General features: G+C 62.0%; 12 protein-coding genes. 10 read left to right on the forward strand and 2 right to left on the reverse strand.

Annotated features, from left to right (window positions below; genetic code table 11):
- Window positions 1-64: 64 nt before the first annotated feature.
- The 5 genes from AUR_RS09800 to AUR_RS09820 are packed head-to-tail and all read left to right on the forward strand — an operon-like array spanning window position 65 to window position 5,154.
- Window positions 65-1,444: an extracellular solute-binding protein gene (locus AUR_RS09800; protein ID WP_164888674.1), complete on the forward strand. Its 1,380-nt coding sequence runs from the start codon at window positions 65-67 to the stop codon at window positions 1,442-1,444.
- On the forward strand, window positions 1,441-2,388 hold the full coding sequence (locus AUR_RS09805; RefSeq protein WP_082694458.1) for a carbohydrate ABC transporter permease: 948 nt from the start codon (window positions 1,441-1,443) through the stop codon (window positions 2,386-2,388). The genes AUR_RS09800 and AUR_RS09805 overlap by 4 nt, the downstream gene beginning before the upstream one ends.
- A complete protein-coding gene (locus AUR_RS09810; RefSeq protein WP_062098734.1) occupies window positions 2,381-3,229 on the forward strand; it encodes a carbohydrate ABC transporter permease in 849 nt (282 codons plus the stop codon). The genes AUR_RS09805 and AUR_RS09810 overlap by 8 nt, the downstream gene beginning before the upstream one ends.
- 9 nt (window positions 3,230-3,238) lie before the next feature.
- Entirely contained in the window at window positions 3,239-4,885 is a 1,647-nt protein-coding gene (locus AUR_RS09815) for an arylsulfatase (RefSeq protein ID WP_062098736.1), read from the forward strand.
- 2 nt (window positions 4,886-4,887) lie between these two features.
- Window positions 4,888-5,154, forward strand: a complete 267-nt coding sequence (locus AUR_RS09820) for an ArsR/SmtB family transcription factor (RefSeq protein ID WP_062098739.1) — start codon at window positions 4,888-4,890, stop codon at window positions 5,152-5,154.
- Window positions 5,155-5,641: 487 nt separating this feature from the next.
- Here AUR_RS09820 and AUR_RS09830 read toward each other — a convergent pair whose 3' ends face one another.
- Window positions 5,642-6,232 (reverse strand): carboxymuconolactone decarboxylase family protein, encoded by a 591-nt coding sequence (locus tag AUR_RS09830; protein WP_062098743.1) that lies wholly within the window; start codon window positions 6,230-6,232, stop codon window positions 5,642-5,644.
- Window position 6,233: 1 nt separating this feature from the next.
- Window positions 6,234-7,604 carry an MFS transporter gene (locus AUR_RS09835; protein WP_082694457.1) on the reverse strand — a complete coding sequence of 457 codons (1,371 nt, stop codon included), beginning with the start codon at window positions 7,602-7,604 and terminating at the stop codon, window positions 6,234-6,236.
- A gap of 255 nt (window positions 7,605-7,859) precedes the next feature.
- Between AUR_RS09835 and AUR_RS09840 the strand changes: the two genes are divergently transcribed.
- The 5 genes from AUR_RS09840 to AUR_RS09860 all read left to right on the forward strand — a co-directional run bounded on the left by AUR_RS09840 (window position 7,860) and on the right by AUR_RS09860 (window position 14,275).
- Window positions 7,860-8,771, forward strand: a complete 912-nt coding sequence (locus AUR_RS09840) for a VOC family protein (RefSeq protein WP_062098746.1) — start codon at window positions 7,860-7,862, stop codon at window positions 8,769-8,771.
- Between the two features lie 2 nt (window positions 8,772-8,773).
- Window positions 8,774-9,712 (forward strand): fumarylacetoacetate hydrolase family protein, encoded by a 939-nt coding sequence (locus AUR_RS09845; RefSeq protein ID WP_062098748.1) that lies wholly within the window; start codon window positions 8,774-8,776, stop codon window positions 9,710-9,712.
- A 3-nt stretch (window positions 9,713-9,715) separates the two neighbouring features.
- Window positions 9,716-11,302, forward strand: coding sequence for a bifunctional 3-(3-hydroxy-phenyl)propionate/3-hydroxycinnamic acid hydroxylase (locus AUR_RS09850; protein ID WP_062098750.1), 1,587 nt, complete (start codon window positions 9,716-9,718; stop codon window positions 11,300-11,302).
- A 67-nt stretch (window positions 11,303-11,369) separates the two neighbouring features.
- Complete coding sequence (locus AUR_RS09855) at window positions 11,370-12,161, forward strand: IclR family transcriptional regulator (protein WP_062098752.1); 792 nt, start codon at window positions 11,370-11,372, stop codon at window positions 12,159-12,161.
- A gap of 104 nt (window positions 12,162-12,265) precedes the next feature.
- The gene (locus AUR_RS09860) at window positions 12,266-14,275 is read left to right on the forward strand and encodes a flavin-containing monooxygenase (protein WP_082694454.1); all 2,010 of its coding nucleotides are present in this window, start codon (window positions 12,266-12,268) and stop codon (window positions 14,273-14,275) included.
- The last annotated feature ends 6 nt before the right edge of the window (window positions 14,276-14,281 follow it).

The raw sequence follows: 14,281 nt of genomic DNA on the forward strand, positions 1-14,281 counted from the left end.
CCTAACCAAACCGTATTCCTTCTGCTGCCTAAGCTGAGGCGTTCAACGGAGAGCGATGATCCCCATGAATGAGCAAGTTCAATTTGAAACCAACCGCCGCCGGTTCCTTCAGGTACTCGGACTCGGTGCATCTGTTCCCCTGCTCGGCGGCGTAACGGCGTGCAGCCAAAGCGGAACCGGCGCCTTGGGCGGAGGATCCGCCGGCGGTGGGAAAGTCACGGAACTGGTGGTTCCGACGGCCAAAACACCTTGGCTTGAGGCCTACCGAAAGATGGCGACCAAGTACCAGGAAGTGAGCGGCATCAAGGTTACGCTTCGAGAGTTCCCCTATGACGGTTTGTTCACGCAACAGACGAACGCCGTTCAAGGCAGCAGCTTCCCGTTCGACATCTTCCAGATCGACGAATTCGGCGTGGGGCAGTTCTACTCCAACGGCTGGGCTCAGCCCTTTGATGCCATCGACCCGGGCTTCAAGATGGATCCGGAAGTGCTCACCTACGCGAACCTCCCCTATTGGGATGCCGAGAAGAAGAGTTCAGCTGACAGCGGCAAGGTGATGGGTTACCCCATCAATGGCAACATGGACCTTTTTGTGTACCGCAAGGACATCTACGAGGAACTCAACCTTTCCGTGCCCAAGTCTTGGTCGGAAGCCGTTGAGAACGGACGCAAGGCGGTGCAGGCAGGAAAGATCCGGTACGGTTACGTGCCCCGCGCGCAGGCCGCGCAGAGCGGTCTTTCGGTGACCTATGAATTCATGCCTGTCTTCTACAGCCACGGTGGTTCGTGGTTCAAGGAGGAGGGCAAAGACTGGACGCCTACCATCAATTCCGAGGCGGGCATCGCAGCTGCCACCACTTACCGTGAACTGGCGAAGCTCGGGCCCGAACAGCCTCAGACTGTCGGCCAGGCTGAAGTTATTTCCCTCATGCAGGGCGGCCAAGCGCTCCAGACGCATGTTGTGGCAGCCGCGGCCAGTCAGTTCCTGAACAAGGATAAGTCCCAAATTGCCGACACCGTAGGTTTCGCAGAGGTTCCTGCAGGCCCGGGCGGGAGTCCAGCACCCACCAGCGGCACTTGGAGCCTGGCCATTCCCAAGGGCCTGCCTGCCGAACGCGCCAGCGCCGCGCTTGATTTCATTAAGTGGATCCTCACCGACGAGGCCCAGGCCATTTTCATGAACGCCGGTGGCATCCCGACACGCCGCAGTGCCCTAGCATCGGGAGCCGAATCCGGTGCCGGCGCAGCTTACTTGAAACCCCTCCAACAGTCAGTCGATCACATCAAACCCTCAATCCGGCAAACCTTCGGGCCTGCCATGGCCGCTGAGACTGAGAAGTTCCTGACACAGATAGCATCCGGCGAGGTCAGCCCCGCACAGGGCATGGACGCGCTCCAGGCTGCGGTAACCAAGGTCGTCAAGGACGCTGGGTACCTCAAATGACAGCCACAACAACCGTGCCGGTTCGCACCGTCAGAACCGCAACCTCCCCTCGTGGCCGTAAGTCCTGGTCCAAATTCGGGCTGCTGGCGTTGACGCCCTTTGCCCTGTTCCTTCTCCTGTTCGGCGTGTATCCCGCCATACAGCTGATCGTAATGGCCGGCTCCCAAGTGCAGGTCGTCCAAGGCGGCTTCCACATGGAGTTCGCAGGCCTCGATAACTTCGCCCGCATTCTGGGCGACCCTGACACGCTTCCGGTCCTGCTCGTTACCGTCATCTTCATCGTCGGAGCCGTCGCGCTCACGGTCGTCCTCGGAACGTTGCTGGCTGTAATGCTCGACCGTGCCGTGTTCATGAAAACAATCGCCAAGCGAATCCTGATCTGGCCCACGGTGGTTGCTCCCGTCGTCGTAAGCGTCATCTGGCTGCTGCTCCTCAGCCCAACCATCGGCGCTGTTAATAAAGCACTGCTCGCCGCCGGGCTCCCAGGACAAGGCTGGCTGGGGGAACCCGTTGGAGCGATGCTGTCCATCATCGCTGTAGACGTCTGGCACTGGACACCCTTGGTATTCCTTCTCGTCTACACCTCGCTCCAGTCGATCGACACTGAAGTCCTCGAAGCCGCCCGCGTGGACGGCGCTACAGAATGGCAGAGCATCCTGCTGGTCGTCCTGCCCATGGTCAAACCAGTAATCATCACCTCAGCCGTGATTCGACTCATCATGTCCGTCAAAGCCTTCGATGAGATGTTCCTGCTGACCCATGGCGGACCGGGCAACTCCACAAACCTCATCAGCCTTCACATCCGCACCATCTTCTTCGACCGTTTGGAACTTGGCTACGGCTCAGCACTTGGCGTGGCCATCATCCTGATCTTTGCACTGCTTGGCGGAATCTACGTCCTGACCAAGAAAGCAGTGAACGGAAGGCGAACCTCCCATGTCTAAAAACCAGACCCGCGCCAGCATGGGCGTCATCGGCACCGTCGCCGAACTCATCCTCATCGCCGCCATCATCGCGACCATCGTGCCAATCGTGTGGATGGTTGCCCTCAGCTTCCAACCCTTGAAGAACATCATCGCTGCCGACATCAACATTGGCTTTTCGCTGAGCAACTACACCGACCTGCTGGCACCCGGCAACCCGCTCCTGGCCCAGCTCGGAAACAGCCTCGCCATCGTCATCGGAACAGTGCTGCTGTGCCTGATCTTCGGTTCCCTCGCCGGTTACGCCCTGTCGCAGCTGACGATTCCCCGGGCCGTGCTCCTGCCGCTGCTGGCACTGACGGCATTCATCCCGCTGATCCCGCCCATGGTGCTGGTCCCCGGTCTTTACGCCACCATGTCCTCCTTCGGCCTCATCGGTGGCACCCTCGGCCTGGTCATCCTTAACACGGTATTTCAGTTGCCCTTTGCTGCGCTGCTGATGAAGGTGTACTTCGACGGTCTGCCGGCCACCCTGCGGGAAGCAGCGCTGATAGACGGCGCATCGGAGGCAACTGCCTTCCGGTCGGTGATGCTCCCGTTGGTCAAGCCCGGCCTGGCCTCCGTCGGAACGTTCACCGGGATCATGGCCTGGAACGAGTTCCTGTTCGGTCTGACCATGACCTCCGGTGGTGTCACAGCCCCCTTGACGGTCGGCATCGCATCCTTGGTTCAGCCCTTCGAAGTAGCCTGGGGCCAGATGGCAGCCGCCGGAACCCTGGCAGCCATTCCCATCATCATCATCACGATCATCGCCAACCGCTACATTGTCGCCGGCCTGACCGCAGGCGCAGTGAAGGGCTAGAGGACTACCATGAAAGACATTTCCACCTCCCAACCCAACGTCCTAGTGATCCTCGCCGACGACCTCGGCTACTCCGATCTGGGCTCCTACGGCGGGGAGATCGACACCCCCAACCTCGACCAACTCGCCGAAGGCGGCGCCCGGCTCACCCAGTTCTACACGACGGCCCGGTGCAGCCCTTCCCGGGCCTCGCTCCTCACCGGCATGCACCCGCACCAGACCGGCATCGGCGTACTCACGGGCGACGACTCCCCCGTAGGCTACGAAGGAAACCTGAACCGCAACTGCCCCACCGCCGCGGAGATCTTCTCCGCCAACGGCTACGCCACCGCAATCACCGGTAAATGGCATCTGGCAGCCGACGTCCGCAACCCTAACGACGCCTGGCCCACTCGGCGCGGTTTCGACTACTTCTACGGAACACTCACAGGCTGCGGCAGTTTCTACAGCCCCGGCACACTCACCCGAAACGAAACCAACATCGAACACGAAGCCGAGGACCCGGACTTCTACTACACGAACGCCATCACCGAAGAAGCCCTCGGCTTCCTCAACAGGGCAAGTACGGAGAACAAACCCTTCTTCCTTTACGTTGCCTACACGGCACCGCACTGGCCGCTCCATGCGCCCGAAGATGACATTCGTAAATACGACGGGCGCTTTGATGCCGGCTGGGACAAGCTACGACAACAACGCTTTGAACGACAGTACGAGCTCGGCATCGTAGAACCTGGAAGCGTCCTCAGCCCCCGCGACCCCGAAGAAGCAGCCTGGGTTGAGACCCCGGACCATGCTTGGCAAACCAGACGCATGCAAACCTACGCAGCGCAAGTGGACCGAATGGACCAAGGGATCGGCAAGATCATTACCGAGCTCAAGGCCAACAACCAGTTCGACAACACCATCATCATCTTCCTCTCCGACAACGGTGCCTCGCCCGAGGAGATTCCCCACTTCGAGCGGGAAACCTTCGTCCAACGCAGCGACATTTACCGCCCTCACACCCGCGACGGGGAACCCGTCGCGCTCGGCAATGAACCAGCAATAGTTCCCGGCCCCGAGAACACCTACGCCAGCTACGGCAGGGCGTGGGCCAACCTCTCCAACACCCCTTTCCGGATGTACAAAAAATGGACACACGAAGGCGGCATAGCGGCGCCCTTCATCATCCACTGGCCCGCGGGGGCTGTTCAGCAGGGCCGCCTGGTACGTCAGCCCCTGCAGCTGACCAACGTCCTGCCCACCCTCTTGGAAGCGGCCGGCATACAACCGCCAACCGAGATGAACGGCACACCCATGCCCCCGCTGGAAGGCACCAGCTTCCTGAAGCACCTCACCGGGGACGACGGTAACTACCCTGTTCGCCACGCCGCGGATGCCCAGAGCGGCACCCTCTACTGGGAACACGCCGGCAACGGTGCGATCCGCCGCGGCGACTGGAAACTGGTCCGGAACTTCCCTGGACCATGGGAGCTGTACAACTTGGGCAAGGACGCAACTGAGCTCGATGACGTCCTCACCGAGAACCGGGACCTTGCAGAATCGCTGCTCGCGGACTGGGCCCAGTGGGCCGATCGCGTCGGGGTCTTACCCTTCGAACGAATCGTTGACCTCTACGAGCTCAGAGGCCGCCCAGCCATCGAAGCCGCAGGATAACGATGAAACAAGTAGTCGCGCCCGTACTGGAAAGCCAAACCCGGCAAAGGATAATTTCGCTCCTGTACTCCGCACCACTAGGTCCCACCGAAATCGCATCCACGCTCGGCCTATCCCAGTCCTACATCTCAAACCACCTCGCGGCCCTCAAGAGCCACCACTTAGTGACCTCCCACCGAAACGGACGAAAATCCGTCTACGAACTCGAAGACAAAGCAAGGGCAGCCGTCATGGCCGCCCTTGCGGGCTTCTCCCAGGCGCGCCAATAGGCAGGTGGGTCACCCAGCCTCTACACAATTCAGACTTACTTTCAGACCCTCCGGCTGCCGCCACTGGCGTTCCCCGGGAACAACACGCACTGGCCTTGATCCTTGTAACCGCACTTGGAGCTCCGAGCGTGCTGGCGACGACATTCATCATGCGGCAAGCCTTCATCGCACATCGCCCTGCCGGTAGAACCGGAAGAAGCCGCCCGGCTCGACGGACTCGGACGAACAGCAATCCGGTGGAAAATCGCAAATGCCCCTGGCCAAGTCCGCACTGGCCGCGGTGGCAATCTTCACCTTCCCCCACGTCTGGAACCAATCCGGGCTCAAAGGTTAAATGACGGCCGTCAGAGTGCCCGCTGACCTGGCCCCAGCCAGAGGCGACAGAGCCAGCTTCTGCAAGCTTGGTTCGAACCGCATACACAAAAGAGCCCCGGAACGGAATTACCGTTCCGGGGCCCCAAGCTGCTTCCGGGTGGCCAGCAGCTCCCTACCAATAGACGGGGACTGTCTCATCCTCCACGGGCGCATCCACCCGGAACACCCGGAGCTGCAGCGCCAGGGTTGAGTAGTAGCCCACCAAGGTCACCAGTTCAAAGACCGTGCGCTGGCCGAGTACATCCTCCGCCTCGTACCAAGCGCAATCGCCAAGGTCTCCGTCGAGGAGTGCCAAGACGGTCCGGCCAACCAGTGCTTCAATTCCGTCGAACGGCGTTACGTCTTCCCGCCGGATGGCCTCCAACTCATGGCGGCTGAATCCGAGGGCCCGCCCAATGGCCTCGTGGGACTCCCGCTCGAAGGTTGAGTGATGGCGGGCAGCAACAAGGAGGATCGCGATTTCACGCGCCCGGTCGGGCAATTCGGTTTCGTAGCGCAGTGCGGCACCAACCCCTTGAAGCGCCATCCCGACCGACGGCGACAACAGGAAGTCGCCGAACGGCCCGTTGAGACGGCCTTGCTCATCCGTGAGGGCGAAGTGCTGCGGGCCTTGGGCCCGGGTGCCCTGCGTGATGGCTTCGTACAGCTTCTTCTGGTCCGGCTCCATCTGATCCGGCCGCAGGCTATCTGAACGGCGTAACATCTTAGGCGTTGGCTCCATGAACAGGGCTTTCAACCCGGTCCTCCATTTCTGCGCCAAGGGGTACACCCGTGCGGTCGCGGACCAGGAGGGTTGCGATGATGGACACCACCACCATCACTTCCAGGTAGACCGTCACGGCGCCGGTGGAGCCTGTGGCTTGAACCAGGGCCTGGGCAATAGTCGGAGCGAAAGCGCCGCCGACGATCGCGCCTAACGCGTAGGCAATGGAGACTCCCGAGAAGCGCACGGTCGCCGGGAAGATTTCGGTGTAGTGCGCCGACAGCGGGCCGATGACCAGTCCCAGGCCAACGGTCACGAGGGTCAGTCCGGCGAAGAGCCCTACCGTCGAGGCTGTGTTGACCAGCGGGAAGAGGACGAGCAGCGCCGCGGCGAGCAGGAGCCACCCGAGGAGCATCGTCTTTTGGCGCCCGATCTTGTCCGAAAGCGCTCCGCCAACAAGGGTGAAAATCAGCCAGGAAATGGCCGAGGCAGTGACCACCCAGAGGACTTCCCCGGCGTCCAAGCCAACGGGGCCGGCGGGATCGGTGGCGTAGCGCTGGATGTAGCCGCCTGTAGTCATGTAGCCGGAAGCCTGGCTTGCGGCAGGAATCAAAGCCGCCAACAGGACCAGACGCCAGTGGTTCTTGAAGAGTTCGACGATCGGTGCGCGGGATTCCTTCTTGCGTTCGGCCAGTTCGCTGAACACCGGGCTCTCATCCACCTTGCGTCGGATGTAGTAGCCAATGACGATCAGTGCCACGGAAAGGATGAACGGAACGCGCCATCCCCACTCAAGGAAAGCCTCACCGGGAGCGATCAATGTCATTGTGGCCAACATGCCCGACGCCAGCAGGAGTCCCAGGGGAGTGCCGATCTGCGGTGAGGCTCCGAAGATGCCACGCCGCTGCGTCGGAGCGTGCTCGACGGCCAGAAGTGCAGCGCCTCCCCACTCGCCGCCCGCCGAGATGCCCTGCAGGATCCTCAAGAGAACCAGCAGGATTGGAGCCACCAGTCCAATGGAGTCATAGGTGGGCAACAAACCGATCAGCGCGGTCGAAGCACCCATCAACACCAGGGTGGCCATCAGAACAACGCGGCGGCCGTAGCGGTCACCGAAGTGCCCGGCGAGGAATGCGCCGAGCGGCCGGAACAAGAAGCTGATGCCAACGGTCAGGAATGCCAGAAGCGGCGCGGCGGCTGATCCCGCGGGTTCGAAGTAGACCTTGGTGAAGATCAGGCCCGCGGCGGTGGCGTAAAGGAAGAAGTCGTACCACTCGATGGTGGTGCCGGCGACGGTCGCAAAGACCACGCGTCGGCGATCCCGGGAGCTGCTGCGCAACTCCGGGCTCCGCGTAGACGTCCGTTCTGTCATGTCATGTCCTTTCCCAAGTCACACCTTTGTAGAGGGGAAATGTAAAGTTTCGCAGAGCAGAACATGTTCTGCGCTGAGGGAATGACCACACGCTACTGGAAGTGTGAGTTGCAGCACAAGTCCTAATTTTGCACCGCAGCAAAAGCTTGCAACTCCAGAGTCAAAGCTGTTAGCGTCCTCGTAACATCCGCAGAGCAGAACATGTTCTACTCGACGGAACAGTCAGAACCGATTCAGCCAGATGTGGAGTACCAAATGTCCTGGGGCGCTATTTCCGAAATGGGGCCGGTATCAATCCGGACCTCCAACCTTGAACAGTCCGTCGTCGACGCAACACAGATCCTGGGTCTGCGCGAAACCAAGCGGACCGACGGCGTCTCCTACCTGGCCGCCGCAGACGTGCACCACGAACTGACGTACGTCGAGTCCGACGTCGATGGTTTGGAAGCCTTGGGACTCATCGCCGCGAACGGCGATGCACTCAGGGACATACGACGGCGGGTGGAGGACGAAGGCTTCCTGGTCGTCTCCGAGAAGCCCACCGGAGAAGGCGTGGAGGACGGCTTCACGTTCATCGGCCCGGAGGGCTTCGCCTTCGAAATTTCCCTGGGCCTGCAGAAGGCCGGCATCGCCCCCAAGGGCTTCGGTCCGAACCGCTACGGCCACTTCAACTTCCATCCACAGGACCACCACGGAATGGTGCAATTCCTGACCAAGGTCCTCGACTTCCGGATTTCCGACGTGATCGGCACCGGCGGTTCACGGGGCTACTTCCTGCGTTGCAACACCGAACACCACGGCATCGCCGTGCTGCAAGGTCGCGGCACATTCCACCACCATGCCTGGGAGGTCCAGGGCGTCAGCGACCTCACCAAGGCCGGCGACCGCCTCCACGCCCTGGGCCGTGAACTGCTGTGGGGTCCGGTCAGGCACGGCGCAGGCAACAACATCGCCTGCTACTACAAGGAGCACTCCGGAAACGTAGTGGAGCTCTACACGGACATCGAACAGATTTATGACGACAACCGCGAACCAGTCGTTTGGGAAGACGGCGAAGTGTGGTGGAACCAGTGGAACGACTACCTCCCCGAAGGCTTCCGCGCCCTGGGATTGGCCCCCACGCCGTCCAAGTACCGCCAGAACACCCTGCTGGTGGGAGGACGTTAACCATGAAGTTCGTTCGATTCACCAGCGAAGGCGAACTGCCTCGCGTCGGCGTCGTTGTTGACGACACGTACCGTGTCATCGAAGGCCACCATGACCTGCTCGACCTGATCCAACAGGGCGAAGAAACCCTGCGGAAGGCGGGCGAACAAGCAATCCAGGCCGGCGCCGTCGTCGATCCTTCAACGGTCCGCAACCTCTCCCCCATTGCCACGCCACCCACGTTCCGCGACTTCTATGCCTTCGAACAGCACGTCAAGGCCGGCCGGGAGTCGCGGGGCCTGGAGATGAATCCGCTCTGGTACAAGATCCCGGTCTTCTACTTCTCCAACCCCTACAACTTCAAGGGTGAAGGCGAAATCCCCATGACTCCCGGCTCGGAGCGTTTCGACTTCGAGTTGGAGGTGGCCGCAGTTGTCGGCAAGGGCGGGCAGGACCTCACGGCCGAGGAAGGCGAAGACGCCATCATTGGTTACAGCATCCTGTGCGACTGGAGCGGCCGCGATATTCAACATGAGGAAATGCTCCTGTCCATGGGGCCGGTGAAGGGCAAGGACACCGCCACCTCGCTCGGCCCGTGGCTGGTTACCAAGGACGAACTGGAGCCGTACCGGACGGCGACCGGTTTTGACCGGGCCATGTCCCTCAAGGTCAACGGCGTCGAATACTCCCGGGCCAACTGGGCTGACGTCCACTACTCGTTCGGGGAAATGGTTTCCTACGCGAGCCGCGGCACGGAAGTCCGCCCGGGCGATGTTTTCGGCTCAGGCACTTGTGGCACGGGCTGCATCCTCGAACTGAGCCGCACCCACGGTGAGGGCGAATTCCCGTGGCTGCAGGCCGGCGACGAGGTGCTCATCGAAATCGAGGGCCTCGGGGCCCAGCGCACCACCATGGCCAAGACACCGGTGCCGGCGTCCTTCCGCCGCCAGGGACTGGAGTAGGAAATGGACGCAGCCACGAACTATGACGTCGCGATCGTAGGTTATGGCCCGGTGGGCCAGAGCCTGGCCACGCTGCTGGGACGTCAAGGGTGGTCGGTCCTGGTTCTGGACAAGCAAGCCGGCCTGTACCCGCTGCCCCGCGCTTGCCACCTGGACCATGAAGCGATGCGGATCCTGCAGGCCATGGGGATCTCCGGGGAGATCAATGACGCGATCGTTCCTGCCCGCGAGTACCTGCTCCTCCGCGCCGATCTCAGCGTCCTGTCCAACCTGCCGCGTGGCTGGGAAACTCCCAGTGGCTGGGAGTCCTCGTACCACTTCTATCAGCCGGACATCGAGGGCATCTTCGACGCGACGGCCAAGTCCACCCCGGGCGTAACAGTGCGCCAGTCGACCAACGTGCGGACCGTGTCCGACCTCGGCGACCGTGTTGAGTTAAAGGTCGACGGCGGAGAGGAACCTATCTTTGCGCGTTTCGTTGTGGGGGCGGACGGCGCCAACAGTCTCGTTCGGGAGCAGGCAGGGATCGCAAGGGACGACCTCGGGTTCGAAGCGACCTGGGTGGTCATTGATGTCGAAATGAAGGCGGGGGCCAAGGCCCCCAAGGTTCCGGACACGGGCCAGGTACTCGATCCTGCCCAGCCTTCGCACATGGCCTGGTTGGGCGGTGACCATTACCGCTGGGAGTTCATGATCGTCGACGGTGCCGATCCCGTGGAAGCGGCAAAGCCGGAGAACGTCTGGCCCAAGCTTCGGCGGTGGATCACCGCGGACACGGCGACGCTCCTCCGGTCGACCACGTACACGTTCCATTCCTTGGTGGCCTCGACCTTCAAACAGGGCCGCGTGTTGCTTGCCGGAGATGCCGCGCATCTGATGCCGCCTTTCATGGGCCAAGGAATGATCAGCGGAATGCGTGATGCCATGACGCTGTCGTGGATGCTCAACAAGGTGCTGAAAGGCACCGCTCCGGTCGAATTCCTGGACGCCTACACGGAGAGCCGGCGGCCCCACGTGACGGAGTACATCGCCGAATCGGTCCGTGTAGGCCAACTGGTCTGCGAGACGGATGCCCAAAAGGCAGCGGAACGGGATGGAAAGCTCGAGGCCCAGACAGAAGCCAATCCACCGTTCCAGCCGCAGCTCGGCGCCGGGTTCGTGGACGGTCCGCTTGGCGGCCGCTTGGCGGTGCAACCGCGAATTGCGGGTTCCGAGGATGTCCTCCTGGACGACCTCCTCGGTTCCTCTTTGACGTTGCTGACTGTTCAGCCGGAAGTACTGAACGGGTTGCCTTCCACCGCGAAGCGCCACCTGGAACTGCTGGACGTTTCCGTAGCTTCCATCAGCACCCGGCCGGGTGAGGCTTCCCCTCGAAACTTTGTTGAGGAAGGGACTCGCTTCACGGACTGGTTGGGTGCCGCTGACGCCGACTGGGTGCTGGTCCGGCCGGACGCGTACGTGTTCGACGCCGGCAAGGGCGCGGAGGCGTTGGAGGAATCCATTGAGAAGCTTCGCGCGTACATCAGCCGGGAGTCGCGGATGCTGGCCGGACAGGAAGCCATGCTTGTGGGAGGGACCGTCCATGCGTAATGCCACGGCGGTCCACGGTCTGTCTATGCTGGCTACAGACGACCCACACACGAAGAGGCTGAGCCCCATGAACGTCACCGTCCCCGAGGAGTCCTCGGCGGATCCGGCATACCGGTATCCGATCGAGTCGGTTGAGAACGCCGCCCGCACCCTCCTCATGTTGCGTTCAAGGTCCAGCATCCGAATCGTGGACGTGGCTGAGGAGCTTGGCGCCGCGCGGTCTACGGCGCACCGGATGGTATCCACGCTGGCCCAGTCCGGTTTGCTGGAACGCCACCCGACGGACAAGTCGTTCGTAGCGGGCCCGGCGTTGATGCAACTCGCGCAGGCGCTGACCAACAAGGGCGATATCCGGACCGAGATCGAGCCGACCTTGGCCTGGCTGGCGAGGGAGACCGGGGAGACCGCCCACTATTTGGTGCTCAAGGAAGACCAGGCGTTGTTCCTTGCCTGCGTGGAAAGCCCGCATATCATCCGCGCCGTCTCCAGGGTGGGGCATCGCCTTCCGGCACACATCACCTCGGCTGGAAAGTGCCTTCTGGCAGCCCTTCCCCCGCAAGAAGTGGATCGGATGTTTTCGGGAGAACGGAGCTGGACCAACGGCACCGACCTGGCCATCCACGACCGGGACCATTTGCTTGCCGAACTCGCACAAATCTCCAACCGCGGTTGGGCGCTGAACAATGAAGAAAGCGAACCGGGAGTCATCGGCGTCAGTGCTGTTGTCCGGAACGACAAAGGGGAAGTCCTCGGTGCGGTGACGGTCTCCGGGCCCGCTGAACGCATGAGACCCCGGATCACCGAAATCGTCGCAGCAGTACGCGCCGCAACGGACGATTTCCGCCTTCACAGAAGCTGACAGGCCCCCCAGCTCGCGAGTAACGGCGCGGACAACGCGCTGATTCCTGACCAAGACAACGTCGTCATATAACCCGCGCCGCAAAGGCGCGCAGGAGGAAACTCATGAATGCCATGACCACGCCGGCAACCGCCACCGAACGGACCTCGCCCGACCACTACGGCGATCTTTACGGCAGGGACTCCTACGCTCAGGTGACGGAGACCGACCAAGAGCTGTGGGCCTTCGTCGAAGGTGCTGAACTGCCGGTCCTCATGACCGCACTGGCTGCAGCGTTGAAGGATATGTCCCTGCTGGAGCCGGACCTTTCCCCGCCCCTGCCTCCCATGGGCGCCACAACGCAACCCCACGGTGGCCTGAAAGAGGACCAGGTGGCCCGCGGACGGCAGATTGCGTTCGAAGCGCTGCGCCGCCTGCGCGATGAAGACATCCGGACCGTAGACGAACTCCCCCCTGAGCAGGCGGATTACATCCTGGATTGGTTCACGGGCGGGCGCACCAGCTCCGATCCGAGCTGGGCGGGCGAAATGCACCATGAATTGCTCATCAGCCCCCAGCGGAACGGCTCCGCCGGCTGGACCCTTGATGAGGTCTCCCCGGGACGAACCTTCGAGACGCTGATTGTAGGCGCCGGGGTCTCCGGCATCGCTGCAGCTTACAGACTCAAGGAAGCCGGCATCCCCTACACCTGGATTGAATCTTCCCACCGGGTTGGCGGGACGTGGTGGAAGAACCACTACCCGGGCGTCCGCTTGGACACCCCGACCTATGGATACAGCTTCTCCTTCGCGCAGCGCGACGACTGGCCCCACCAGTTCGCCAAGGGTGAGGAAGTCCTTGACTACTTGGAAACAGTCGTGGCTCGCGCAAAACTTGCGGACGAACTCGAACTCCATACGTGGTTGGAGAAGGCGGAGTTCGATGAGGTCAGCCGGACGTGGACAGCCACCACCGCATCCACCGATGGGACCCGGCAGACCCGCCGGTTCAACGCCATCATTACCTGCGTCGGGCAGCTCGATCATCCCCACATCCCGACGTGGCCCGGGCAGGAGGAATTCACGGGCGCGCAGATGCACTCCCAGGAATGGGACCACTCCGTGGACCTTCGCGGCAAGAAGGTGGCCGTGATCGGTACCGGCGCCAGCGCTTACCAAATCATCCCGGCAATCGTTGACCAGGTGGAAAGCCTGCACGTCTTCCAACGCAGCGCACCCTGGATGCTGCCCGCCGAGAGCTACCACGAGCCGATGTCGGACACCGCCAATTGGCTGCATTCCAAGGTGCCCCATTACGGCAAGTGGTTCCGCCTCTGGGTCACTGCCCTTGGCATCGAAGGACGCATCAACGTCGCTGAAGCCGAGGAAGGGTGGGATAAGGCTCCCCTGAGCGTCAGCCCCAGGAACGAGGCCTTCCGCCAGGAGGTCATCCGCCGCATGGAGCTCCAGTACGAGGGCCGTCCGGACCTGCTCGAAAAAGCAATCCCCAACTACCCGCCGTCGGCAAAGCGCATGCTGCGCGACAACGGCGTCTGGGCCGCCGCGCTCATGGCACCCGTCACCACAGTGGTGTCAGACGGTTTGGAGTCCTTCACGCCTACCGGGCTGGTGACAGGCACCGGGGAACACATTGATGTGGACGTGGTGATTTACGCGACCGGGTTCCGGCCCTCCGACTACCTGGATCCTATTGAGATTGTTGGACGTGGCGGCCTGGAAATCCACGACTACTGGCAGGGCGATGCCAAGGGGTTCGCCGGCATCACGGTGCCCAATTTCCCGAACCTGTTCATGATGCTGGGACCCAACACCACCGGCGTAGCCGCGGGCGGCCTGCACATCATGATGGAGCGCGCCGCCGAGTATGCAGTTGAAGCGATCCACCAGCTCCTCCTGCACGACAAGGCTGCGCTCGACCTGAAACAGGAAGCCCTCGATCGGCACATCGAATGGGTGGACGCGGAGAACCGCCGCATGACGTGGGGCCAGCCCTACGTGACCAACTGGTACAAGAACCGCTTCAACAGGGTCTCCCAGGTGTGGCCTTTCAAGACCACCGAATACTGGCGGATCACCGAGAAGGTCGAAGCTGACGACTACGAGTTTCTGCCGTAGGCAAGT

Source organism: Paenarthrobacter ureafaciens, assembly GCF_004028095.1.
Classification (GTDB): domain Bacteria; phylum Actinomycetota; class Actinomycetes; order Actinomycetales; family Micrococcaceae; genus Arthrobacter; species Arthrobacter ureafaciens.

Coding starts and splice junctions, on each gene's coding strand:
- AUR_RS09800 (WP_164888674.1), top strand. CDS start 65: ATGAATGAGCAAGTTCAATTTGAAACCAACCGCCGCCGGTTCCTTCAG.
- AUR_RS09805 (WP_082694458.1), top strand. CDS start 1,441: ATGACAGCCACAACAACCGTGCCGGTTCGCACCGTCAGAACCGCAACC.
- AUR_RS09810 (WP_062098734.1), top strand. CDS start 2,381: ATGTCTAAAAACCAGACCCGCGCCAGCATGGGCGTCATCGGCACCGTC.
- AUR_RS09815 (WP_062098736.1), top strand. CDS start 3,239: ATGAAAGACATTTCCACCTCCCAACCCAACGTCCTAGTGATCCTCGCC.
- AUR_RS09820 (WP_062098739.1), top strand. CDS start 4,888: ATGAAACAAGTAGTCGCGCCCGTACTGGAAAGCCAAACCCGGCAAAGG.
- AUR_RS09830 (WP_062098743.1), bottom strand. CDS start 6,232: ATGTTACGCCGTTCAGATAGCCTGCGGCCGGATCAGATGGAGCCGGAC.
- AUR_RS09835 (WP_082694457.1), bottom strand. CDS start 7,604: ATGACAGAACGGACGTCTACGCGGAGCCCGGAGTTGCGCAGCAGCTCC.
- AUR_RS09840 (WP_062098746.1), top strand. CDS start 7,860: ATGTCCTGGGGCGCTATTTCCGAAATGGGGCCGGTATCAATCCGGACC.
- AUR_RS09845 (WP_062098748.1), top strand. CDS start 8,774: ATGAAGTTCGTTCGATTCACCAGCGAAGGCGAACTGCCTCGCGTCGGC.
- AUR_RS09850 (WP_062098750.1), top strand. CDS start 9,716: ATGGACGCAGCCACGAACTATGACGTCGCGATCGTAGGTTATGGCCCG.
- AUR_RS09855 (WP_062098752.1), top strand. CDS start 11,370: ATGAACGTCACCGTCCCCGAGGAGTCCTCGGCGGATCCGGCATACCGG.
- AUR_RS09860 (WP_082694454.1), top strand. CDS start 12,266: ATGAATGCCATGACCACGCCGGCAACCGCCACCGAACGGACCTCGCCC.